This is a genomic window from Rufibacter radiotolerans (genome assembly GCF_001078055.1).
In the GTDB taxonomy this organism is placed as follows: Bacteria; Bacteroidota; Bacteroidia; order Cytophagales; family Hymenobacteraceae; genus Nibribacter; species Nibribacter radiotolerans.
This window is the reverse complement of the sequence record NZ_CP010777.1, coordinates 3,234,431-3,257,262: the sequence shown is the minus strand read 5'-3', so window position 1 is coordinate 3,257,262 and position 22,832 is coordinate 3,234,431. Positions and strand designations below refer to the sequence as shown.

General features: G+C 54.7%; 14 protein-coding genes. 4 read left to right on the top strand and 10 right to left on the bottom strand.

The window, feature by feature from the left end:
- Nucleotides 1-2: 2 nt before the first annotated feature.
- Entirely contained in the window at nt 3-713 is a 711-nt protein-coding gene (locus TH63_RS13435; protein WP_082161688.1) for a TVP38/TMEM64 family protein, read from the bottom strand.
- A 129-nt stretch (nt 714-842) separates the two neighbouring features.
- Here TH63_RS13435 and TH63_RS13430 point away from each other — a divergent pair, with 129 nt between their 5' ends.
- The 3 genes from TH63_RS13430 to TH63_RS13415 all read left to right on the top strand — a co-directional run bounded on the left by TH63_RS13430 (nt 843) and on the right by TH63_RS13415 (nt 4,855).
- Nucleotides 843-1,982: a cystathionine gamma-synthase gene (locus tag TH63_RS13430; RefSeq protein ID WP_048921392.1), complete on the top strand. Its 1,140-nt coding sequence runs from the start codon at nt 843-845 to the stop codon at nt 1,980-1,982.
- A gap of 1,027 nt (nt 1,983-3,009) precedes the next feature.
- Nucleotides 3,010-3,693: a hypothetical protein gene (locus tag TH63_RS13420; protein ID WP_048921390.1), complete on the top strand. Its 684-nt coding sequence runs from the start codon at nt 3,010-3,012 to the stop codon at nt 3,691-3,693.
- A gap of 730 nt (nt 3,694-4,423) precedes the next feature.
- Nucleotides 4,424-4,855 carry a nuclear transport factor 2 family protein gene (locus tag TH63_RS13415; RefSeq protein ID WP_048921389.1) on the top strand — a complete coding sequence of 144 codons (432 nt, stop codon included), beginning with the start codon at nt 4,424-4,426 and terminating at the stop codon, nt 4,853-4,855.
- Nucleotides 4,856-4,966: 111 nt separating this feature from the next.
- Here TH63_RS13415 and bglX read toward each other — a convergent pair whose 3' ends face one another.
- From bglX to TH63_RS13390, 5 genes are all read right to left on the bottom strand, one after another.
- Nucleotides 4,967-7,234 carry a beta-glucosidase BglX gene (bglX, locus tag TH63_RS13410; protein WP_076606487.1) on the bottom strand — a complete coding sequence of 756 codons (2,268 nt, stop codon included), beginning with the start codon at nt 7,232-7,234 and terminating at the stop codon, nt 4,967-4,969.
- A gap of 90 nt (nt 7,235-7,324) precedes the next feature.
- Nucleotides 7,325-9,436: a family 16 glycosylhydrolase gene (locus tag TH63_RS19840; protein ID WP_053093812.1), complete on the bottom strand. Its 2,112-nt coding sequence runs from the start codon at nt 9,434-9,436 to the stop codon at nt 7,325-7,327.
- Between the two features lie 58 nt (nt 9,437-9,494).
- Complete coding sequence (locus TH63_RS13400; protein WP_048921388.1) at nt 9,495-10,916, bottom strand: PKD domain-containing protein; 1,422 nt, start codon at nt 10,914-10,916, stop codon at nt 9,495-9,497.
- 27 nt (nt 10,917-10,943) lie between these two features.
- On the bottom strand, nt 10,944-12,524 hold the full coding sequence (locus TH63_RS13395; RefSeq protein ID WP_197088555.1) for a RagB/SusD family nutrient uptake outer membrane protein: 1,581 nt from the start codon (nt 12,522-12,524) through the stop codon (nt 10,944-10,946).
- 11 nt (nt 12,525-12,535) lie between these two features.
- Complete coding sequence (locus TH63_RS13390; RefSeq protein ID WP_048921386.1) at nt 12,536-15,616, bottom strand: SusC/RagA family TonB-linked outer membrane protein; 3,081 nt, start codon at nt 15,614-15,616, stop codon at nt 12,536-12,538.
- Between the two features lie 238 nt (nt 15,617-15,854).
- On the opposite strand from TH63_RS13390, the gene TH63_RS13385 reads away from it, so the two are divergent.
- Nucleotides 15,855-18,764 (top strand): ligand-binding sensor domain-containing protein, encoded by a 2,910-nt coding sequence (locus TH63_RS13385; protein WP_048921385.1) that lies wholly within the window; start codon nt 15,855-15,857, stop codon nt 18,762-18,764.
- Between the two features lie 227 nt (nt 18,765-18,991).
- On the opposite strand, the gene namA is transcribed toward TH63_RS13385, so the two are convergent.
- From namA to TH63_RS13365, 4 genes are all read right to left on the bottom strand, one after another.
- Nucleotides 18,992-20,056, bottom strand: coding sequence for an NADPH dehydrogenase NamA (namA, locus tag TH63_RS13380; protein ID WP_048921384.1), 1,065 nt, complete (start codon nt 20,054-20,056; stop codon nt 18,992-18,994).
- Nucleotides 20,057-20,201: 145 nt separating this feature from the next.
- Nucleotides 20,202-20,669, bottom strand: a complete 468-nt coding sequence (locus tag TH63_RS13375; RefSeq protein WP_048921383.1) for a MaoC family dehydratase — start codon at nt 20,667-20,669, stop codon at nt 20,202-20,204.
- Nucleotides 20,670-20,794: 125 nt separating this feature from the next.
- Entirely contained in the window at nt 20,795-21,790 is a 996-nt protein-coding gene (locus TH63_RS13370; protein ID WP_053093811.1) for an OmpA family protein, read from the bottom strand.
- A gap of 243 nt (nt 21,791-22,033) precedes the next feature.
- The gene (locus tag TH63_RS13365) at nt 22,034-22,744 is read right to left on the bottom strand and encodes an OmpA/MotB family protein (protein WP_048921382.1); all 711 of its coding nucleotides are present in this window, start codon (nt 22,742-22,744) and stop codon (nt 22,034-22,036) included.
- Nucleotides 22,745-22,832 lie beyond the last annotated feature (88 nt).

The following is a 22,832-nucleotide window of genomic DNA, read 5'->3' as shown; positions in this document are numbered from 1 at the left end:
CCCTACGCGACCCCTCCTGATTTTTTCCGGGATAAGGCTTTTTTAAACGCCCGGTTCAGCAGCACATATAGCCCGCCCAGGGAAATGATCACCAAGGCACCCATTAAAAGCTTGCCGCCGGTGCCGGCGTTGGGGTCTTGCAGCAAAGACAGCAGGTCCTGGGCCTGGGTGCCCACCCAGAAGAAGAACAGCGTGCGGGGCAGCATGCCCACCATGCTGGCCAGCAGAAAGCGCAGGCGCGGCACCTGCACCAAAGACAGCACGAAGGTCATAAACGCGAAGGGCAGTACCGGCGAGATACGGGTCAGGATAATCAGGCTCCAGCTCTGGTCGCGCAGTTCTTCCATCACGCCCTCGGCCTTGGGGAACTGGTGCAATAGCTTCTCCAGCTTGCCCTGGTCCACCAGCCGGGCCATGCCATAGCCAATGAGGGCCGCAATGCCATACGAGACCACCACGCCCGGAAACCCGGTCCAGCCCAGAAAGAAGCCGGTGGCCAGCGCCACAAAGGTGGTAGGCGTAAGCGCGAAGGCCATCGTCAGAGACACCACCACAAAATACAGCAGCATCTGCCAGCCGGTGAGGGCTTGCATCATGGCCTGGTTGTTATAGAGCCAGAGCGCCAGGGCAGAACTGACCAGCACCGGTACCACCACCAGCAAAGCGGAGTAGACCAGGGTGCCCGTGTTCTGTTGCAGGAGTTTTTTCCACATAAGAGTTTTGCCAATATCGGCTAAATTTTGAAAAGTACGTGAAAAACGGGGCAAGGGTCTGGAATAGGGCCTTTGGGAACTTGGGGTCAATTTGGCTAACTTGCGCGGCTACAACCGTATAAGGACACTATGAAATTCGGAACCAAAACCATACACGCAGGGGTAGAGCCAGACCCTACCACGGGCGCCATCATGACGCCTATTTACCAGACCTCCACCTATGTGCAGCGCTCGCCCGGCGACCACAAAGGCTATGAATATTCCCGTACCCACAACCCCACCCGCACCGCGCTGCAGAATTCCCTGGCGGCGCTGGAAAACGGCAAACACGGCCTGTGCTTCGCCTCGGGCATGGCCGCTACCGACTGCATCATTAAAATGCTGAAGCCCGGCGACGAGGTCATTGCCACCAACGACCTGTACGGCGGCACCTACCGCATCTTCACCAAGGTGTTCCAGAATTACGGCATCAAGTTCCGGTTCGTTTCTATGGCCGATATCAGCAGCATTGAGCAGTATGTTACCGAGAACACCAAAATGGTCTGGGTAGAAACGCCCACCAACCCCTTGCTCAACATCATTGACATTAAAGGCGCCGCCGACATCTGTAAAAAGCACAACCTGCTGCTGGTGGTGGACAACACCTTCTCCACGCCGTACCTGCAGACGCCTTTAGACCTGGGCGCCGATATTGTCATGCACTCGCTCACCAAATATATGGCCGGTCACTCAGATGTGGTGATGGGCGCCATAGTGGTGAAAGACGATGCCCTGGCTGAGCAACTGGCCTTCCTGCAGAACGCCTGCGGCGGAACCCCGGGCCCGCAGGATTGCTTCCTGGTGCTGCGTGGCATTAAGACCCTGCACATACGTATGCAACGCCACTGCGAGAACGGAAAGGCCATTGCCGAGTACCTGCGCCAGCACCCCAAAGTAGAGAAAGTGTTCTGGCCCGGCTTTGAGAGCCATCCCAATCATCAGATTGCCAAAGACCAGATGCGCGATTTCGGGGGCATGATTTCCTTCGTACTCAAAGGCGACAAACAGGAAGACGCCATCCAGGTACTGGAGAAACTGCACTACTTCGCCTTAGCCGAGTCTTTGGGCGGCGTGGAGTCCCTCTGCGGACACCCGGCCACCATGACCCACGCCAGCATCCCGCAGGCAAAGCGCCTGAAAGGTGGCTTGTCAGACTCGCTCATTAGATTGAGTGTGGGTATTGAAGACGTAGAAGACCTGATTTCGGATCTGGAGCAGGCCATTGGCTAAACCCAGACTTTTCATATTTATCAAACTCCCTGCTGGTATTGCACCAGCAGGGAGTTTTCGTTTTGGGCCTGGTTTCCGGAAAACTGCCTCAAAACGGAATAGCGCAGTTCCTTCTCCCTTAAGGGAGAAGGGTAGGATGAAGGGGAAGCAGGTGTTAGTTGTAACGGCCAATTCCCTAAAGCGGCGGTAGATTTCATTTCCAAACGTAGGGGCGTATCGCATACGCCCTTTCGGCAGATGGCGCACCAACCACGTTCCCTCCTCTGGGTTAGGGCGTATGCGATACGCCCCTACGGTAACCAACAATTAACTATCTGCTCCTCCGGATTTATCAATCCTTTTTCCTTGGCCTGTCCCCTGACAGGCCAAACGGCACTTGTTGCCCATGAGGAAGTCTATCTTCCGTCCTGTCGGGGGAGGGAGGGTTTGCGTTTCCACCGTAGGGGCATTGTCAGGAAAACCCGCAAGGGGATTGTAAATCCCCCTTTCGGTGCTTCCGGATTGCAAATCCGGAAGAGCGGTGTTACTGGTATAGGGGCAATCCCTTGTGGTTGCCCTTAACGGTGCTCCCCGGCAAAGGGCAACCACAAGGGATTGCCCCTACAAAATCACGTTCGTAGGTACAGGGCTTGACCTGTCCGCACGCATTGCCCTCTTTTGCATCCCCCTTAGAAGGCCCAGGATGACCACTCCTTCAGATGAAATATGCCACACACCCACCTTTGCCGCCCGCTCCCAAGACCTCGTAGCGTCCGGAGGACCTGCGAGCGTCTGTGCCAGGAACCGCCGCTGTCCCCTCACCCTAGCCCTCTCCCCCGGGGAGAGGGAATACCGCTGTTTCCGTTTTGAAGCCGTTTTCTGAAAAACAGGATAAAAACAGCTGTGGCGTAGGTTAGCGCAAAGGCAAAGCAACATTCTAAAATGCTAGTTCGTTTTTAGGAAAGAAGAAAAGGAGGCTTGGACGCCTTTTAATAATTCAATCTGTAGCCTCACCTAATGTAGTACCCACTGGAAAGGAGCGTGACCCATGGTGTTAGCCAATTGTCGGGCGCAATTCACCGCCTCGGATTTTGATTTCATAGCGAAGGCCTTGTCTACACAGGGCACCCGGCATATTAGTCTGGTGGAACTGCTCAGCGACCCCGAGTGCCGCGATGAGATGCTGGACCACCAGGCCCTGCCCAAGGCCCTGCTCTCCCGTGAAGGGCAGGTAGGAGTGTCGCAGCAGTTGTATTTCTATGTGCTGGTGCGTACGGTGCTCAGGAGGCAAGGCATAGAAGACCGCGAGCTGGCCGACTACATTGCCGCCTTGCTCTGGCAGTTCTCTTCCACCCAGCGCCTGCACATGCCCCATGAGAAACTGCCGCACCGGTTTCATTACCTGGTAGAAATGCTGGAAGCCCTGTCTACAGCCTCGGCCGCCGAGGCCTTTGTGATACGAGTACACATGGGTAACTACGCGCTGTTCCTGTCGGGTATGTTCCGGGCCTGGATTACGCGCCGGCAGCAGCGGGGAGCCCCAGACCCCTCGTTCTATGAAGAAATAGGCCGCTCCAGTTTTAAGACCGTAGCTACCCACAAGCTGGCCTACCAACTGGAACTGGCGCAAGTCTACCACCAACTTGCCGATGGCTTCCGGGATGCCCGTCTGGCCCTGAACGAGCTTGCCCAAACTGTCTGGAAACCAGAGGAGGCCCCGCCTTTTGTTTAGGAATGCTTTTGTTTGGTGTTGTATGCCTTTACGCCAATCAGGAGATTGGCTGTCCGGTACCTGCGGAGAGCGCTGGCGCTAACTCTCCGCACAACGGGTGGTGGAGCGTTTTCCTTTTTATACCTGGTTAAAGTTCTCTACCTGGTTCAAGTTTCCAACTTGGACCTACCATGCCGGAAGTTTGCAACTTCCCAGCCGCCCCGCCGCAGCTCACGTTTTCTGTCCTGCTTTATATGGGGTAGGGTATATCCCTGCTAATGCACACAGGGAGAAGCCTTTGGCACAGACGCTCGTAGGACCTGCGGACACTACGAGGTCATAGGAGCGGGCGCCAGTTACAGTGTGATACCGTTGGAGCCAAGGCGGTGCCATTGTCTCTACCATTCCCAATGCATTCCCTCTGTAGAGACAAGGCATTGCCTTGTCTCCTGCGTTGGAGGGGCAAAACAAATCCCCCGCATTCCCTGTAAGGACAGGGCTTGACCTGTCCGCACGCATTGCCCTCTTCTGCTATCCCCCATTGGCTCTCTTTTGCCGTCCTACATTGCCCTCTTCCTCGTCCCCCTTTGAAGGCCCGGGATGACACAGTTTTGCAGATCAAAACCTGTTTTAAGCCTATTTTTCAGAAATCAGGCTTAAAACAGAATCTCTCCTGTAACCTATTGCTATATTGGGCTCCGAAGCAGAAAGACGCTCTCTAAACGTAATAACACGTCATCATCTACCCATCATGAAACACCTTTTCTCCGTACTGGCGCTCTTGCTACTAATCGGCTTTACCACCGCCCAGGCCCAATCTAAAGAAGAAACCAAAGTAGCCGCCGCCGTGGAGCAACTCAAACAGGCTATGATTTCCGGGGACCGGAAGGCGCTGGAGGCCATCACGACTGATGCCCTGAGCTACGGCCACTCCAGCGGGAAGATAGAAGACAAAGCCGCCTTCGTGGAAGCCCTGGCCAGCGGAAAATCTGATTTCGTGACCATGGACCTTAGCAACCAGACCATACAGGTGAACGGCAAAACCGCCCTGGTTCGGCACCAACTGGCGGGTAGCACCAATGACAGCGGCAACCCGGGCACGGTTAAACTGGGCGTGCTGCTGGTGTGGCAGAAACAGCACGGTCAATGGAAACTGCTGGCCCGGCAGGCGTACAAACTGTAGAACCGTTTCAAAACAGGCACCCATCAAAGAAAAAACGCCAGCTAATCTAGCTGGCGTTTTTTGGTTAGTTTCAGGAAAACAGCCCCAAAACATCCTTCCTTACATGAAATGCTACAAAGCGGTCAGCGTGAAAGGCAGGGTCTGCACGTCACGGGAGTTACCGCCTACCATTACCTTAAAGTCACCGGGCTCGGCCCCGAAGGTCATGTCCTGGCGCCAGAATGAAAGGTCCTGCGTGTTTAGCGTAAAAGAAATGGTCTTCTTTTCGCCGGGGGCGAAGGCCAGTTTCTGGAACTTCTTGAGTTGTTTCATGGGACGGGCGGTGCTGCCTACCAGATCCTGAATGTAGAGCTGCACCACTTCCTCGCCGGCCAGCTTGCCGGTATTGGTCACGTCAACGGTTACGGTGAGGGTCTCTTGGCCGGTGATGCTGTTCTTGCTCAGGCGGGGTGTACCGTAGGCAAAGGTGGTGTAGCTTAAGCCATAGCCAAACGGAAACAGGGCGGTATTTGGCACATCGCGGTACCGTGATTTGTACACCCGCTCGCTGCCCGGCTCTGAGTGGTCGCCGTCATACATGCGGCCGGTGTTCTTGATGTTGTAATACAAGGGCATCTGGCCCACGTGGCGCGGGAAAGAAAGCGGAAGCTTACCGGCCGGGTTATACTCGCCGTACAGCACGCTGGCCACGGCGTTGCCGGCCTCAGAACCCAGCGACCAGGTAGCCAGAATGGCGGATACGTTCTGCTCCAGCCAGGTCAGTTCCAGCGCGCGGCCGCTGCTCACCAGCGCGACCATGGGTTTGCCGGTTTTATGGATTTCCTTTACCAGGTCCAGTTGCACGCCCGGCAGGCCAATATCGGCACGGGAACCGCCTTCGCCGTTCATGACCGCGCTTTCCCCTATGGCCATAATCACCACATCGGCGTTTTTGGCGGCGGCTACGGCCTCGGCAAACAGGGCCGTGGAGTTGTCATACAGGTTGCAGCCCTGGGCATAGGTCACCTCGGCGCCCTTGGCGTATTTCTTGATGCCTTCCAGGAAGCTCACCGCGTGTTGCTCTTCACCGAAGAAAGACCAGGTACCGTTCATGTCGGCTTTGTTATGGCCCAGCGGGCCGATGATGGCGATCTTTTTCACCTGTGGGGAAAGCGGCAGCACGTTGCCCTGGTTTTTAAGGAGTACAATAGATTTGCGGGCCATGTCAAAAGCAGCCGCCAGGTTTTCCTTAGATCTGATTTCCTTTTTCTCGCGTTTTGTATCTGAGTACTGGTATGGTTTGTCAAACAGCCCTAACTGGAACTTCAGCCACAGCACCCGCCGCACCGATTCGTCCAGGATCTTCTGGTCCAGCTTGCCACTTTTTACCAACCCGGGCACATATTTCAGGTACGCCTCGCCCATCATGTCCACATCGGTGCCGGCTTTAATCGCCTGTTCGGCGGCTTGGGCGTGGTCTTTGGAATAGCCGTGGTTCACCATTTCGGTGATGTTCTGCCAGTCTGAGATAACGGCTCCTTTAAAGCCCCATTCTTTGCGCAGAATCTGGTCCATGGTGAACATATTGCCGGTGGCCGGCACCCCGTTCAACTCATTGAACGCCGACATGAGCGTGGCCGAACCCGCGTCCAGGGCGGCCTTGAACGGCGGTAGGTACACATCGCGCAGCAGGTACTCAGACATATCGGTGGTATTGTAGTCACGGCCGGCTTCGGCAGCGCCATAGGCCACAAAGTGTTTCACGCAGGCGGCAATGGTTCTGGGGTCAGCGAGGTCTTTGCCCTGGAAGCCTTTCACGCGGGCAGCCGCGATCAGGGAGCCCAGGTACGTGTCTTCGCCGGCACCCTCGGCGGTGCGGCCCCACCGCGAATCACGGGTAATGTCTACCATAGGCGCGAAGGTGAGATTGATGCCCCCAGCGCTAGACTCCAGGGCTGCTACCCGGGCGCCGTTCTCAATGGCTGCCAGGTCCCAGCTAGCAGATTCGCCCAGCGGAATAGGGAAGACCGTCTTGAACCCATGAATGATATCTGCGCCAATCAACAGCGGAATGCCCAGCCGTGATTCTTTGACCGCCAGTTTCTGCAGCTTGCCCACGTACTCGGCCCCGTGGATGTTGAAGATGCCCGTGATCTCGCCTTTCTTGATGGCCTCATTGAACTTGTCTGACTGGGTGGTGCGCACGGTAGGGCCGGTGTTGAACAGGTCGCCTACCACAAAATTGAGCTGGCCCACTTTTTCCTCCAGGGTCATTTTGGCCAGCAGGTCCTCCACTCGTTTTTCAATGGGCACTTTAGGTGCAGGCGCAGGTGGGGTAAAGGAGGAGAAAGAGAAAGCAGAGAAGCCTAGGGCCAGAAAAGTAGCGGTAAATCTTTTCATAAGGATGCAATAAGTTAAGCGTTGGTAAGCATGTGCCGTCCTGGCACCCCAGCTGGGGCGGTAAGGGAAAGGCCGAAAAAAGGGAATGCGTTAAGGGGTTGGGTTCTGAATAAGCAGGCGTTTGACCAGCACGGCGTTCTGGGTTTCAATCTGGCAGAGGTAAAGTCCGGCGGGAAGGGCGGTGGCTGGTTTCACTTCAAGCGTATGCTTCTGCACTGGTTGAAAAGAAAGCAGCAAGGGCACTTCCTGGCTGGCCATGGTGAACAGCCTAACGGATTTTATTTTGGTCTGCGCCGGGAAAGAAACGAAAAATGTGTGTTGGGCCGGGTTGGGATAAAGCACGAATTGGCTCTTCGTCCAGGCCTCTTCGGCACTGGCTAGCACCCCCGCCACAGTGGCTATGTTGGAGAAATCGGCTGCGCCGATGGCATTGTAGGCCTGTACTTTGTAAAAGGTGTCGCGGGTTCCGGTGGGGTCTGTAAAGGTTCTGACGCCTGCCCCTAAAGATGCTATTTGGGTGTACCCGTCATGGCTTTGGCTGGAGCGGTGTACGGTAAAGCCCTGCTCATTGGCGGCATTGTCTTGCCAGGTGAGCTGTACGCCAGAAGCCGCCATGGTGGCGGCTACGTGGGAGGCCCGGGATGGAGTAGCTGGCAAAGCCGGAAGCACACTGAAATGGTCAATCCAGAGCGAGTCCTGGCCCGGCTCCCCGAAGAGCCCGTAGTTGACCAGCAGCCTGACCTTGATAATGTTTTCGGGGTTTACCTGGCTGGCGCCGGTGCCCAGTTGGTTCTGGTAATTGAAGTGATAGGTGTAGAACTCGCCGTCATCTATCAGTGGCGAGAGCGAAAAAACCTGATTGCCGCCGGTAATGGTACCGGCGGCATCTTGTAAGTCTACCCGTAGGGTAACGGTTCTGCTCAGGTTCTTGGTTTTAATGGCCGCCGCCAGTACGGGGTAGCCGGTCATGTCCAGGGGCGTTTCCAGTTCATAGAGCACCGTTGGCAGGTTAGAGGGGCTGGTGACGTTGTACTTGATCTGCATGGCCTCGCGGGCCTGGCTGAAACTAAAGGTGCCGCCCGAGCCGGTCAACTGCGCGGTGGGGACCGGCGCAAAGCCTTCAATCTGGAAAGACGTACCGCTGGGCGCTAGCTTGGCTTTTACCTCCAGGGTTTTGCTGTAGGTCTGGCCGTTGTGCTGCATCTGTACGCTTATCTGCCCAGATTTCTTGCCCCAGTTCACTACTATCTCTGAGGTGTTTTGTCCGCTCACAATGGTAGCGCCCGCCGGAACGGTCCAGTTATAAGTGGCATTAGCCAGGCGGCTGGCAGTAAACGTAAGATTCTGCGCCTGCGGTTTTACCAGGGCCGGACCCGTGAGGCTTAAAGAACTGAACGGCTGGTACACCCGGACATAGTCAATCTCCATGCGCGTGCTGGTCAGGTTGGGGTCAATCCCGTTTTTCTGGCCGTTGGTTTCCAGGGTAGGCTCGCTGCCCAGGTTTCCGCCTACGGCGATGTTCATGATCAGGAAAAAATCTTCGTTCAGGGGCCAGGTGCGGGCATCTTTCACGGGCGGGGCGTAGGTGTAGAACAGGGTGTTGTCCACGAAGAACTTGATCTCATTGGCGGTCCACTCGGCGGCGTACACGTGGAACGCGCTGGTGGCATCCGGAACCTGGGTAGCGCCCACGTTCTGGGTATTGCCGTAGCTGGAAGGGGTGTGCATGGCAGCTTGTACCCTGCCCGGTGTCTTGTCCACGTATTCCATCACGTCAATCTCGCCGCAAGCGGGCCAGCCTTTGGTGGTAATGCTTTCGCCCAGCATCCAGAGGGCTGGCCAGGTACCCACGCCGGGCGCCAGTTTGGCCCGCCATTCTACGCGGCCATGGGTGAATTTGAACTTGCCCTGGGTTTTCACCCGCCCAGAAGTCCAGTTGCCGTTCTGCTTAAGCGCCTCAATCACCAGCTTTCCGCTGGATTGACGCACGTTGGCCAGTTGGTTGGTATAGGATTGCAGTTCGCTGTTGCCCCAGCCATTGTTGCCGGTGCCCAGGTCATAGCTCCACCAGGTGGGGTCAAGGACGCCGTCTCCGTTAAACTCATCGCTCCAGACGAGTTCATTGAAGTTGCCGCTCTGCCCCCTGACCGTCAGGCAGCAGAAGACCGCCAGGCACAGCGCCAGGTAAGATATTTTTTTCATTTTGTGTCTGTTTTTGGAAAAACAGGCCAGAAACGGAAGTCTCTGGCCTGTAGAAAATTTAAGGCATCAACCGGAAATCATCCAGGTAGAAAATGCCGGGGTTCCAGTGGGCCTCGCCGCCAAACTGCACAATGATCTTGTCAAAGTCTTTTCTGGAGGCGTGCGCCCCGAAATCAAACGTCAACTCCACCCATTGGTCCATCTGGGTGACCTGCTGCACTACCTCGGCCTGGGTGGTCCAGGCGTTGCCGCCCAGTTCTGAGTTCTGCAGTTTCACAGACAGTTGCCGCTGCAGGGTTTTCACCGGTGACCAGTCTTCGGCACCGCCCTGGGTGGTGTAGTCATTGTAGCTGGGCAAGAACACTTTCACCTTGAACACGTGGCGCTGGGTAAGGTCCAGGTTGTGTTTGAATTGAATGAAGGCATTGCCGAACTCATTGGCCTGCCCGGCCTGGCGGGTATAACGGGCCACTTTCTCTGAGTTATTAGCGGCTACCTGCGCTGGGTTGTCATAGCTGTCATTGAACAGAATGTTCTCAAACTTCCAGGTAAAGTTGCCCGGGGTGTCAAAATTGTCATTGATGTCCACGGCCTTGTACTCTTTGGGCGGCTTGGGCACGCTATAACCTTTGCGCACCAGTTTCTGGTACCAGGCATGCTCGGCCACGGCGGCGCTTCCGCTCCGGATGTACATCTCATCGGCGGTGAGTTTCAGGATCTCATACCTGGAAACTCCGGTGTAGTAGCCAATGAAACCACCGTTGGAGAGAATCAGGTACTTTTTGCCATTCTCGTCCAGAATGCTCCAGGTAAGGTTGGTGGGCGGGGTATAGTTCACGGTTTTGTCTCCGCCGCCGTTGGTGCCGCCAATGCCTGCCGCATTGTCTCCGTTGGCAAAGGTAGTACCGTTATTTTTGTAGGTATAAGACAAGGTGTTGCCCAGTTTAAAGATCATCTCGTCATCATAATACCCTTCGCTGGCCTTTTCGTTGGGCGCGGCGGTGTACCATTCTGGCGTAGTGCCTGTGATAGGCCCAATGCCCAGGTGGCCCGAGGCTTCCTTGTCAATCACCCAGGTTTTTCCCTCCAGTTGATTGGCTCCGCCGGTCAAAAAGTTGTAATCCTCGCGGTTAAGCATGGTGGGGTTGGTGTTGGCAATGGTCACCTTCTTGGTGCTGGAGGTAGAGCCCCCGGCAGTATAGATGGTGAGCATGACGGTATATTCGCCTTTCAGCGGATAGGCGTGGGTCACGGTGGTGCCGTCACCAGTGGCGCCGTCACCAAAGTCCCAGAGAGCCTTGAAGCCCGGTGAGGTAGAGGTGAAGGACAGGATATTGGGGTTAGAGGCGGTGGGTTGCACCGAGAATGCCACCTGTTCTGATGTAGGGGCCGGAGCCAGCTCCGGGTCCTCCACTTCGCAGCCTGTCCAGACTAAAGCGCCCAGCAGGAGAAGGGTCACTACTTTTATTTGTTTTCTCATGAGTACAGTCTTTTTGAATGGAAGGAATTAATAACCGGCGTTAGGCTTAAGCGTTCCGGCTGACAAGTCTAACTCGCTCTGCGGAATAGGCAGGAAGCCTTTCCGGGCACTGTTGAACTGAATCTTGAAATCAGAGACCGCTCCTTCATAGTTAGCTGGCAGCGTGGTTCTGTTGACCGTGATAGCGGCATTGGCAACGGCTGTACCGCGGCGCAATAGGTCCCAGTAACGGTGACCCTCCAGGGCCAACTCTACACGGCGCTCCTGGAAGATATTGGCCAGGGTGGCGGGTTTCTCAGGTAAGCCCACACGGGAACGTACCCGGTTCAGGAGCGTCTGCGCATCTCCGCCAGTGGAAAGCCGTAGCTCAGCGGCCATCAACAGCACATCTGAGAACCTAATGGCGCGGTAGTTATTACCCCAGTTCAATTCCAGCTGCCCGGCAGCCGGAGCATACTCTTTAGAGGTAGTGTATTTCTGGCTGAAATAGCCGGTGTGCTGGTAGCCTATGTTCAGGTTAGCTTTGCCCCCGGCCAATTCGGTCTCGGCTAGGATGGTGGCATCACGTCTGGGGTCATTGGCTTCAAAGGCATCATACAGTTCCTGGGTAGGAGTGGCAGTGCTCCAGCCAGCCAGGTAATTCTCGGTGGCTGGGTTCTTGATGCGGGGCCCTTGCTGCTGCGGCTGCATATTGCCTTCACCCCCCTGAATGTAACCCCAGTCATACCAGGGGTTTTCATCTGAGTAGGAAATCTCCCACACGGCCTCTACACTGAACTCATTGGCCCGGGTGAAGTTGTCTGCATAATTAGGGAGCAGGTCATGGCCGCTGGTGGTAATGATATCATTCAAGTGTTGCAAGGCTACCTGGGCGGTTACCGCCGTAGAGCCGGCTTGCAGGTCCTGGTTGTACACGCCTTTGTAGAACAGGTATGTCTTGGCCAGCAAGGCCTTGGCAGCCCATTTGGTAGCCCGGCCGGTGCTCTGGCGCAGGTTGGAAGCAGGTAAATCGGCCATGGCCTCGGTTAGGTCCAGGGCAATCTGGTCATACACTGCTTTAGGGGTGGCCTGGGGCTGGTTGTACTCACTAGGGGCCTGAGGCGCCAAAATAAGCGGCACGTTCTCAAAGAACCGTACCAGGTCCAGGTAGAAGTGAGCGCGCAGGAATTTTGCCTCGGCAATGGTGCGCTTCTTGAAATCCTCTGGGGCGTTGATGCCCTGAATGCGCTGCAGCAACGTGTTGGCGCGGGAGATACCAATGTAATGCTTCTTCCAGAGCCCCTGCACCTCCCCGTTGGTGGTCAGGATCTGGTGGCGGTCCATCTGCAGCAGGTTAGGCTCAGAACTGGCCTGCCCGGCCGAATACGCATCATCTGAGAGAATGTCCAACACCAGAGGGGTAGGGTGGAAGCCGATCACGGTGTTCCACTGCAGCACATCATAGACCCCAATAAGGGCCTCGGTGGCGTCTGCCTGCGTGCGGTAAAAGTTATCTTCGGTTCTGGTGTCCAGCGGAGACCGGTCCAGAAAGTCTTCACAACCGGCAGAGGCGCCCAGCAGCAAAGCTGAGAGAAATAGGGTTGAGGTCTTTTTAGCTATATTTTTCATGGGTGAAGTCATTAGAAAGTGGCGTTAAATCCAAGTCTGAAGGTTTTAGCCTGCGGGTACACGCCGCGGTCAATGCCAATGTCCAGGCTGCCTCTGGCACCAATCTCAGGGTCAAAGCCCGTGTAATCTGTGAAAGTGAGCAGGTTGTCAGCAGACACGTACAGGCGCAGTTTCTGCAGATGGATTTTGGTTAACAGGCTGGCAGGCAGGTTGTAGCCCAACTGCAGGGTTTTCAGCCGCACGAAATCTCCGTCTTCTACGTAGAGGTCAGACAGCTTAGAGTAGTTTCCGTTGGTGTCGTTCCAGGTGAAGCGTGGCATTTCATTGGAGCTTCCTTGGCCGGTCCAGCGGTTGAGGAAGGTAGACTGCATGTTAGAGCGTACCAGGTCATAACGGCGGGTACCGTTAAAGATCTGGTGCCCGAACGCCCCATTGAAGAAGGCGCTTACATCAAAGTTCTTGAAGTCTAATCCCAGGTTCAGACCAACCACCGCTTTGGGCGTTGGGTTACCAATCATGGTGCGGTCATCGCCGGTCAGCGCGCCGTCTTTGTTCAGGTCCAGGAACCGAACATCGCCGGGCACGGCATTGGGCTGCAGGGTCTGCGCTTCTACCTCATTCTGGTTCTGGAAGATACCTGCGGTTTTATAACCGTAGAAATAGCCAACCGGCAAGCCTTCCTGGCTCCTAGAGGCCACGCCATAGGTGGTGAAATTGGCGCCTTGTAAGATGCCCTCGGCGTTGTTAATGCTGATGACCTTGTTTTTGTTGATGCTTCCGTTCAAGCCAATGTTGTAACCCAACTGACTGATAGAGCCCTGGTAGTTCAAGGCCACTTCAAGACCTGTGTTTCTTACCTCACCGCCGTTTACCGGAGGCGCGTTGTAGCCGGTGCTGCCCAGAATAGGAGGCGTTACCAGCAGGCCTTTGGTAGATTTAATGTAATAGTCGGTGGTCAGGGTCAGGGCGTTGTTGAAGAAGGAAAGGTCAATCCCCAAGTTGGTCTGCTCAGAGGTTTCCCATTGTAGTTCTGGGTTGGCCGCAGCCTCAGGCGCCGCGCCGCTGGTGTAGCCTTTACCTGACGGGGTATAGAAGGTATAGCCTCTGCCTACGCCAATGCGCGCGGCCCAAGGGTAAAACCCGCCAATCTCCTCGTTTCCATTCTGGCCCCAGGACGCTCTAATCTTAGCCAGGCTCACCACGTTGCCCTCTGGGAAGAAGCTTTCTTCAGACAATACCCAACCCGCCGAGAAGGAAGGGAAAGTGGCGTATTTGTTTTCACTACCAAAGCGCGAAGATCCGTCTCTTCTCACCGTGGCAGACAACAGGTACTTGCCTTTGTAGGCGTAGTTGGTTCTACCAAAGAAGGAAAGAATGGAGCGCTCACTGGCTCCACCCAGGGCTACGGCTGTTCCGGCGCCTACTGCCAGATTCAGGTAGGCCATGCTAGGGTCTGCCGTAACCAAGCCGGTATTGGAGCCAAAAAGGCCTTCATTACGTGATTTGAGCGCCGAGGTACCCACGGTCACACCCACACTATGATCACCGATGGTTTTGTTGTAGTTGAAGTAGTTCTCGGTTTGCCAGGTGTAGTACCGGTCTGTGCCTCTGGAGGTAAGGGCAGTGCCATTCTGCTGCGCAGCATTCAAGTAATACACTGGGTTGTAATTGGTGTTCACCACGTAGGCCAGGTCAATGCCCAAGGTAGACCGGAACGTAAGGCCTTCCAGCAGTTTGACCTCCCCGTAGAGGTTACCAACCAGTTTATCTACGTTGGTGAGGCCGTTCATGACCTGCAAACGGGCCAAGGGGTTCACAACTTCCTGTGAGGCATAAGAAGAAATCCCGAACACGCGGCCGTTGGCATCACGCACCACTGGGTTAAGGGTGTACAGGCTTTGGCCTAGTCTGGCTGGGTCGGTTTCGTACACTGGGGTAAGCGGGTCCATGTTAAGGGCGTTGCTCAGAATGCCGCCAAACTCCTGGTTCGGGTCAAAGGCTCTTCTCTTTAAGTGGGTGTAGGCCAGGTTGGTGCCAAACTTCAGGAAGCTTTTTACTTGGTTGTCTGCATTCACCCGGGCGGTGTAGCGCTGGAAATTTGATTTGTCACCACCCACAATACCGTCCTGGTCAAAATAGGAAAGGGCCGCTGAATAGCCTGATTTCTCTGAACCGCCGGTAATGTTCACTTGGTGGTTCTGGATGCGGGCATTCTTCTCAAACAAAGCATCTTGCCAGTTGGTCCCTTCGCCAAATTGGGTAGGGTCTGCAAACGGAGGCGTAACGCCGGCATTGGCGGCTCCTTCATTCATCATAACCGCGTATTCACGGCCATTCAGAAGCTCTACTTTGCGCCAAGGGTTCTGAATACCCACGTATCCTTCATAAGACACGTTCATGGTGCCGTCGCGTTTGCCTTGCTTGGTAGTGATGATCACTACCCCGTTACCGCCCCGGGCACCGTAAATGGCTGCGGAGGCCGCATCTTTCAAGATATCAATGGATTCAATGTCGCCGGGGTTCAGGTAATCTATGCCGCCCACCGGAAAACCGTCTACTATATATATAGGACTGGAGTTACCGGTGGAGCCTATGCCCCTGATACGCACGGTGGGAGCATCACCGGGTTGGCCGGAGATGTTGGTCACCTGCACGCCCGCTACCCGTCCCTGCAGGGCCTGCTCTACGCGGGTGACTGGGGTCTGGGTGATTTGCTCTGGCGTTACCGAGGAGATAGCCGTAGAGACTTCCCTTTTAAGCTGAGTGCCATAGCCCACCACCACTACTTCTTCCAGCGCCCGCAGGTCATCCTGCAAGGTCAGGTTAATGGTGGTTCTGCCGTTGATAGGCTCTTCTTTGGAAACGAATCCTATATAAGAGAAAAGGAGAGTGGTGCCGCTGGCCGGAACCTGAATCTGGTAGTTGCCATTAACGTCAGTGGCGGCACCCACCGTGGTTCCTTTCACCACCACACTTACGCCTGGAAGTGCCTCCCCGCTGCTGGCGGAAGTGACACGACCCGTAAGGGTGGTCTGGGCGAAGGCTATGCTACAGACGAAGCACAGCAGGAAAACAAGTACATTTTTCTTCATAAAGGTAAGGCGGGTTTAGAGTTGCAAATGAGTTTCCGAAATAAGCGATTCGGGAACGGGCATCCCAAAAAACGACTACATCAATACTACATCAGTCCTCATATTTAACTACATCAGTACTACATCAACAGGGGTAAAATCATTGATTTTGGCTTTATAAGCCATTTTTCTAAAAAAGTGAACTGTAAAATCAATAATTTGCAACTACATCTGGGGTTGAAAGGCCTTAAATAATAAAATGGAAATGATAGTGCGTCTGAAAGGTGTCTTTTTTGTGCTCCTGCTTTTGCTGGCCGGCCTGCTTGCGCCTATACAAGGTACCACTCAGCACTACTTCTTTGGCAACCCCGTCATCCGGAATTTTAAGCCGGAAGAATTCAAGGGTGGTATCCAAAGTTGGGGCATGGTACAGGACCCCGAGGAGGTTCTTTATATAGCTAACAACTTTGGGCTGCTAGAGTTTGACGGGGCCACCTGGAATCTATATCCGGTAAAGGGCGGCACCAAGGTGCGCTCTGTGTTTGCAGGCAAAGACGGCAGAATCTACGTGGGTAGTCAGGCAGATTTCGGATACTTCAAGCCTGACGTCCGCGGGGTACTCCAGTATTTCTCTTTAGCCGATAGCCTGCCGGCCAAGTACCGAAACTTTGATGAAGTCTGGCGCATCTATGAGCAGGGGGGGCGTATCTATTTCCTCACCTTTAAGAACATCTACAGCTATGAACCTGGTAAGGCGGTAAAGGTAGTAGCACCAGCCAACCCACTGGAGTTTTCTTTTCAGGTAAACAAAGACATCTACACCCTGGTCTGGGGCAAGGGCCTTTCAATTTTAGAGCACCACCAGTTAAAGTTATTGCCGGCCGGCGAGTTCTTCGCAGATAAGCAGATTGCCTCAGTGTTGCCTTTTGACAGGAACCGGCTCATCATCTTCACCATCCAGCACGGTATTTACCTGTATGACGGGCAACGCGTGACCCCGTTCCCGCTGGCCAGTGAAAACGAGTTCAGCAACATTTTGATCAACCAAGCTATTCTATTAAAAGACGGCGCCTTTGCCATGGGTACCCAGAACAAGGGCCTTCTCCTCATGGACAGCCAGGGCAACCTGCTTTTGAACACGTCGGTGCAGAACGGGCTTCTGGACAATACCATTCATACGCTTTACCAGGACAATCAGGAAAATCTTTGGCTGGGGCTGAACAACGGCCTTTCTATGGTGGAGCTCAGCTCGCCCTTCAGCCGCCTGGACGGGACCATGGGGCTGTCGGGGACGGGATATGCGGCGCTACTGAAAGGCAATGACCTGTATCTGGGCACCAACAGTGGGCTTTTTGTGGGCAGTATCTCCTCGCAGCGGAAGCAGTTTGCCCTGGTGCCTAACAGCCGGGGCCAGGTCTACCACCTGAACTACCTGCAGAACCACCTTTTAATGGCGCACCACAATGGTCCCTTTGTGGTGAAAGACGGCAAGGCCAACCTCATCCATTCTATGGGTGGAGCCTGGGACTTCGTGCCGGTACCCAAGCACCCCAATCGTCTCATTCTGGGCGGGTATTCAGGCATCAGCCTACTGTCCATTTCAGAAACAGATCTGGGCTTTGTGAAGAAGCTGGAGGGACTGGACGAGTCTTCCAGGGTGCTGGAGTTTGACAAGGATGGCGAACTCTGGATGGCCCACGGATACAAAGGGCTGTTCAGGATCACGTTTGACCAGACCCTTGACAAAATAGCCTCTGTGCGGTTTTATAATTCCCGGCACGGCCTGCCTTCAGACCAGCTCATTAACATGGAGAAGATCCGGAACGAGATCATTTTCCCGGCCCTGTACGGCGTGTACCGGTTTGACAAGGCCAAAGACCGGTTTGTGCTGGACAAGACCTTCTCAGACCTGTTTGAGCCCACAGAGCACATTATTGAGATGGAGGAAGACGTGCAGGGTAACATCTATTTCATCTCTAACCAGCGGGTGGGAAGGATCACCTATGACAAGTTTGGCAAACCCACCCTGGAAGACAAGCTCTTCAAGCACCTGCGCGAGCAGCTCAATGATGACCTGAGCTACATTCATGTGTTGGACATTAACAACGTGCTGTTTGGCGCCAAGGAAGGCTTCATTCATTACAATGCCGCCAAAACCAAGAAGATGGTGCCGTTCCATACCCACGTCACCAAAGTGGTGAACATCTCTGGCGAAGCAGATTCCTTGCTTCTGTCGGGTAGTGGCCTGCATGGCGGCCAGGGGCCTGAGCTGCCGTATGCGCTGAATTCGCTCCGGTTTGTGTACGCCTCTTCCTTTTATGAGAAGCCCGAGAAAACGCAGTACCAGTACTTTCTGGAGAATTTTGACACCGGCTGGTCTGAGTGGACAACCCGTACCGAGAAGGAATATACCAACCTTCCCGAAGGGCAATACACGTTTCAGGTGCGGGCCCGCAACATTTACGGCACCGTGAGCCAGGCCAAAAGCCTGACCTTTTTGGTAAACCCGCCTTTCTATCGTAGCCGCTGGGCCTACTTGTTTTATGCCGTCTGCGGCCTGTTGCTACTAGGGGCCGGGTTTTATGAGATCAACAAGCGTTTCACCAAAGAAAAACGCCGTCTTATTTTAGACAAGGAAAGAAAGCTGGGCCAGAAAGAACTGGAGATACGGGAGATCACCAACCAGAGCGAGCAGGAAATAGACCGCCTGCGCAACGAGAAGTTTCAGGCGGAGCTGGACCATAAAAACCGCGAACTCACATATTCCACCATTCACCTCATCAACAAGAATGAATTGCTCAACAGCGTGAAACTGGAGCTGCAGGACATGCTCAAGAACGGCTCCCCGACGGCGCAGCAAGATGAGATGAAGAAGATCATCCGGAACATTGACCACAACATTACCAGCGAGGTAGACTGGAAGCAGTTTGAGTTCCATTTCAACCATGTGCACGGGGACTTCATCCATAGGCTACAGGAGAAATTCCCCAGCCTGACCCCCCAGGAAATAAAATTGAGTACCTACCTGCGCCTCAACCTCACCACCAAAGACATTGCCCAGCTGCTCAATATCTCGGTGCGGGGCGTGGAGATAAGCCGCTACCGCCTCCGCAAACGCCTGAACCTGGACCGCAGCGAGAATCTCTCAGATTTTATGCTGAAATTCTGAAACCAGGCTCAAAATGTAATCCCTTCAACTAAGCGCAGACTCTCCCCTCAAGGGGAGAGTCTGCGTTGAACAACCGAATCAATATCACTCGCCGTTGTTGGTAAGAAATTAACCGAAGCGCGAAAAGCCCCTTTGTAGAGACACAATACACTTCGTCTGAAGTGCACGGTACTTCTAAGGCACGAATCTCCCTTATAGCCTAAGAAACAATAAATGCCGGCTCTGTCTTAATCCTGCGCGCGCTGGTACTGCACCGGCCACTCAATCTCGGCTCCCAGTTTTTTGGCGGCTCGCAGCGGGAAGTAAGGGTCACGCAGGAATTCACGGGCCAGGAAGACCATATCGGCTTGGCCGTTGGCAATAATGTCCTCTGCCTCTTGGGGGGTGGTGATCATGCCCACGGCGCCGGTTAGAATACCCGCCTCAGCCTTCACTTTCTGGGCGAATTGCACCTGGTAGCCGGGCCCCACCGGAATCTTGGCCCGGGGAACGTTGCCGCCGCTGGAGCAGTCTATCAAATCCACGCCTTTTCCCATTAAGACCTTGGCCAGGGACACAGAGTCCTCGGCGGTCCAGCCGCCTTCGGTCCAGTCTGAGGCCGAGATGCGCACGAACAGCGGGTAGTTCTGGGGCCAGACTTCCTGCACAGCAGCGGTGACCTCCAGGAGCAGCCTGATGCGGTTGTCAAAGGAGCCGCCGTAGGCATCCTGACGCTGGTTGCTGAGCGGCGAGTAGAAGGAATGGAGCAGGTAGCCATGGGCGGCATGAATCTCTACTACTTTAAAACCCGCTGACAGGGCTCGCACGGCGGCGGCCTTGAAATCAGAGATCACCTTCTGGATGCCCTCCTGGTCCAGGGCCACCGGGGTAGGTTCGGCCTCATGGAAGGCCAGGGCGCTGGGCGCTACCGTGGGCCAGGCACCTTCTTGGTCTGAAAGCGCTTTGCCGCCTTCCCAGGGGGCGTGGTGGCTGGCCTTACGGCCGGCATGCGCCAACTGAATGCCCGGCACGGTGCCGTGTGCTTCCATAAAAGAGACAATGCGCCGAAGTTCTGGGATATGCTCGTCTTTCCAGATGCCCAGGTCATGCGGCGTGATCCTGCCTTCCGGTGACACCCCTGTGGCCTCTACAAGAATAAGCCCCGCCCCGCCCACGGCTCGGCTGCCCAGGTGTACCAGGTGCCAGTCATTGGCAAAACCGTCTTTTGATGAGTATTGGCACATGGGCGAAACCACAATGCGGTTCCTGAATTCAATGCTTTTGAGTTGTAGCGGGCGGAAGAGCGTGCTCATAGTAGATGGAAGTTAACGTCTGGATTTCTTTACTAACCTGTTTGCCGCAAGGTTGTTTGGAGAAGCTAAAAAACGAAACCCGTTTTGGGGCTGTTTTCTGAAAAACAGCCCCAAAACGGGTTTTAGCAGACAGAGGCCGGGCGGCTTAGTCGTTGAAGTGGTACAGGAAGGTGATCACCCCAGTGAAGGCGGGCTTCTTGCTGTCTTTTATTTCCATGGTCACTTCCAGACGCGCTTTGATCACACCACGCAGGTCTTTGGCCGACAGCAGTTTCACGCGCAGGCGCAAGTCACTGTTCACCAGCACGGCCTGGTTAAACCTCAGGTTCTCAATCTCATAGTTTACCTGCATCTTCAGGTTTTCTATGTTGATGATCTGGCCCCAGAGGTACGGCAGCAGCGAAACGGTGAGGTACCCATGCGCGATGGTGCTTTTGAAGGGTGACTCGGTTTGGGCGCGCTGGGCGTCTATGTGAATCCATTGGTGGTCCAGGGTGGCGTCTGCGAACAGGTTGATCTGCTCCTGGGTAATGGTGTGGTAGTCTGAAACGCCCATTTCCTGGCCTTCATACTGTAGTAAGTCTGCGTAGCTTTTGATGTTTACTTTGCTCATGTGAGAAGGTTTGTCGGTTGTAAACGCCGACTACCGGGGCCGGCGTTTTAGGTCTGGTTTTTCAAAAGTAGCGCTAAAACAGCAAAAGCTTATATGGGCCGCCGTCTTACTTCTTTCTGTCTAAATTAGTTGCCCTCCAGAATCTGGAACAACTCGTCTAGTTTTGGGGTAAGGATGATCTCGGTGCGGCGGTTTTTCTGGCGGGCCTCGGCGGTTTTAGCCGCGTCTACCGGTACGTTCTGGGCGCGGCCCGATGGCGTGATTTTGGTGCCGGCCAGGCCAGCGCCCGTCAGAATGCGGGTGATCTCGGTGGCGCGCAACACGCTCAGGTCCCAGTTGTCCTGCATGCCCACAGTGCCTTTGGAAACGGGCACGTCATCGGTGTGGCCTTCTACTACCACGTTCACGTCTTGCTGGTCTTTGAGGGCCGCGGCTAGTTTACGCAGGGCATCCTGGCCTTTGGCGTCTACCTTGGTGGAGCCAGACTTGAACAGCAGTTGCTCAGACAAAGACACGTAGACCTTGCCGTTGCGCACGTCTACCGACAGGTCCTTTGAGTTGAAGCCCAGCAGGGCATTGCTCACCTTGTTTTTAAGGGCATTCACGGCCTTGTCTTTCTCAGCTAGAATTCGCTCCAGTTCATTAAGGCGCTCTTCCCTTGATTTGAGGTCGGTGCTGAGTTGGTCCAGTTGGGAGCGGTTGCGCATGAGGGTCTCGTTCAGGGCCTTTAATTCGTCTTCGCGCCGGGCCAGGTCTTTAGAGAGTTTGGAAGACTCCAGGGCACTGTTGGCCAACAGACGGTCATGGTTCCGGATGAGCTTGTCATAGGTATCGCTCAGATCGGCGTAAACGCCCTGGGTTTTACGGAGGGTGCTGCCCAGCAGGGTGGTATCGGTGGCCAGTTTGGTGCGGAACTCGGTGAGTTCGGTTACTTGCTTGGATAGGTCGCTGCGTTCTTTGGTGGTGCGGGCCAGGGTGCTCTGGCAGTCTGCTTTCTCACGCTCAAGCTTTACTTTCTGAGCCAGCAGGTCATTGTATTTCTTGGCGGTGGTGCAGGAGCCCAGCAGGCAGGTACCCAGCAAGGCTACGCCCGTGAAGCGGTAAATGGATTTTTTGAACATGACAGAAGAAAGGGTAGAGGTTTGGAATGTGGTATGGTGAAGAAAGCGGTTAGGTGTAACGGGAGATAGTCCTATAAAACAGGTGGTGTTCCTACAAAGATATACGCCTTGCTTTCCTACCCAAACCTGCCGGGCCATTTTAAGGCAGTTTTTCACAAAACAGGCCTAAAACGCCAGAAGCCGGACCAATGGCCCGGCTTCTTTATAGTGTATTCCCTCGCCGGATACCGGCAAAAGGCAATCTTAGTTGGTCTGGATCAGTTTCAGGATTTTCTCAAAGTTTGGCGCCAGAATGATCTCGGTGCGGCGGTTGCTTTGGCGGGCCTCGGGGGTACGGGTCATGGCGGCAGGGCTGAACTGGCCACGGCCGGCTGGCATCACCATTTGCGGCGGTACCCCGTTGTTGATGAGCAGACGGGTAATCTCAGTGGCACGAAGCACGCTCAGGTCCCAGTTGTCTTTGTAGGTCACGTTGTCGGCAGCCACGGCTACGTCATCGGTGTGGCCTTCAATGATGATCTCGGTGTCACGCTGTGTTTTAATGGCGCTGGCCAGTTTGCCTAAAGCCGATTGTCCGTTAGGGTTTACTTTGGTGCTACCGGTGGCAAACAGAAGCTTCTCTGGCATGGTCACGTACACTTTCCCGTCTCTAATGGAAACCGTAAGGCCTTGCTCCTTGAAGCCGGCCAGGGCCTCGTTCACGGAGGTTCTCAGCTCGTTCAGGATTCTTTCTTTTTGGGCAATCTGCTGCTGGTACTGGGCCAGTTTGGCGTCACGGTCACGCAGATCAGCGTTGGCTTGTTCCAGGCTACGCTGAGCGGCGGCTTTGTCTTGCTCCAGCGCGTTTTTGCTTGCTTCCAGCTCTTTGTATTTCTTAGATGAGACACAAGAACCAAGTAAAGCTACTCCTAAGATCAAGGCAGAGGCGGAAGAGGCGAAACGTGTTTTCTTCATAGTGATAAGAAATTATATAGTAATAAAAGTGGCAATGAAATGGGTGATAAATTCGTTTTAGACAATAGGCTACTGGCATAGAAGCCCT

What these genes read in the sequence shown, in the direction of transcription:
- TH63_RS13435 (WP_082161688.1), bottom strand. Translation starts at nt 713, where the DNA reads ATGTGGAAAAAACTCCTGCAACAGAACACGGGCACCCTGGTCTACTCC.
- TH63_RS13430 (WP_048921392.1), top strand. Translation starts at nt 843, where the DNA reads ATGAAATTCGGAACCAAAACCATACACGCAGGGGTAGAGCCAGACCCT.
- TH63_RS13420 (WP_048921390.1), top strand. Translation starts at nt 3,010, where the DNA reads ATGGTGTTAGCCAATTGTCGGGCGCAATTCACCGCCTCGGATTTTGAT.
- TH63_RS13415 (WP_048921389.1), top strand. Translation starts at nt 4,424, where the DNA reads ATGAAACACCTTTTCTCCGTACTGGCGCTCTTGCTACTAATCGGCTTT.
- bglX (WP_076606487.1), bottom strand. Translation starts at nt 7,234, where the DNA reads ATGAAAAGATTTACCGCTACTTTTCTGGCCCTAGGCTTCTCTGCTTTC.
- TH63_RS19840 (WP_053093812.1), bottom strand. Translation starts at nt 9,436, where the DNA reads ATGAAAAAAATATCTTACCTGGCGCTGTGCCTGGCGGTCTTCTGCTGC.
- TH63_RS13400 (WP_048921388.1), bottom strand. Translation starts at nt 10,916, where the DNA reads ATGAGAAAACAAATAAAAGTAGTGACCCTTCTCCTGCTGGGCGCTTTA.
- TH63_RS13395 (WP_197088555.1), bottom strand. Translation starts at nt 12,524, where the DNA reads ATGAAAAATATAGCTAAAAAGACCTCAACCCTATTTCTCTCAGCTTTG.
- TH63_RS13390 (WP_048921386.1), bottom strand. Translation starts at nt 15,616, where the DNA reads ATGAAGAAAAATGTACTTGTTTTCCTGCTGTGCTTCGTCTGTAGCATA.
- TH63_RS13385 (WP_048921385.1), top strand. Translation starts at nt 15,855, where the DNA reads ATGGAAATGATAGTGCGTCTGAAAGGTGTCTTTTTTGTGCTCCTGCTT.
- namA (WP_048921384.1), bottom strand. Translation starts at nt 20,056, where the DNA reads ATGAGCACGCTCTTCCGCCCGCTACAACTCAAAAGCATTGAATTCAGG.
- TH63_RS13375 (WP_048921383.1), bottom strand. Translation starts at nt 20,669, where the DNA reads ATGAGCAAAGTAAACATCAAAAGCTACGCAGACTTACTACAGTATGAA.
- TH63_RS13370 (WP_053093811.1), bottom strand. Translation starts at nt 21,790, where the DNA reads ATGTTCAAAAAATCCATTTACCGCTTCACGGGCGTAGCCTTGCTGGGT.
- TH63_RS13365 (WP_048921382.1), bottom strand. Translation starts at nt 22,744, where the DNA reads ATGAAGAAAACACGTTTCGCCTCTTCCGCCTCTGCCTTGATCTTAGGA.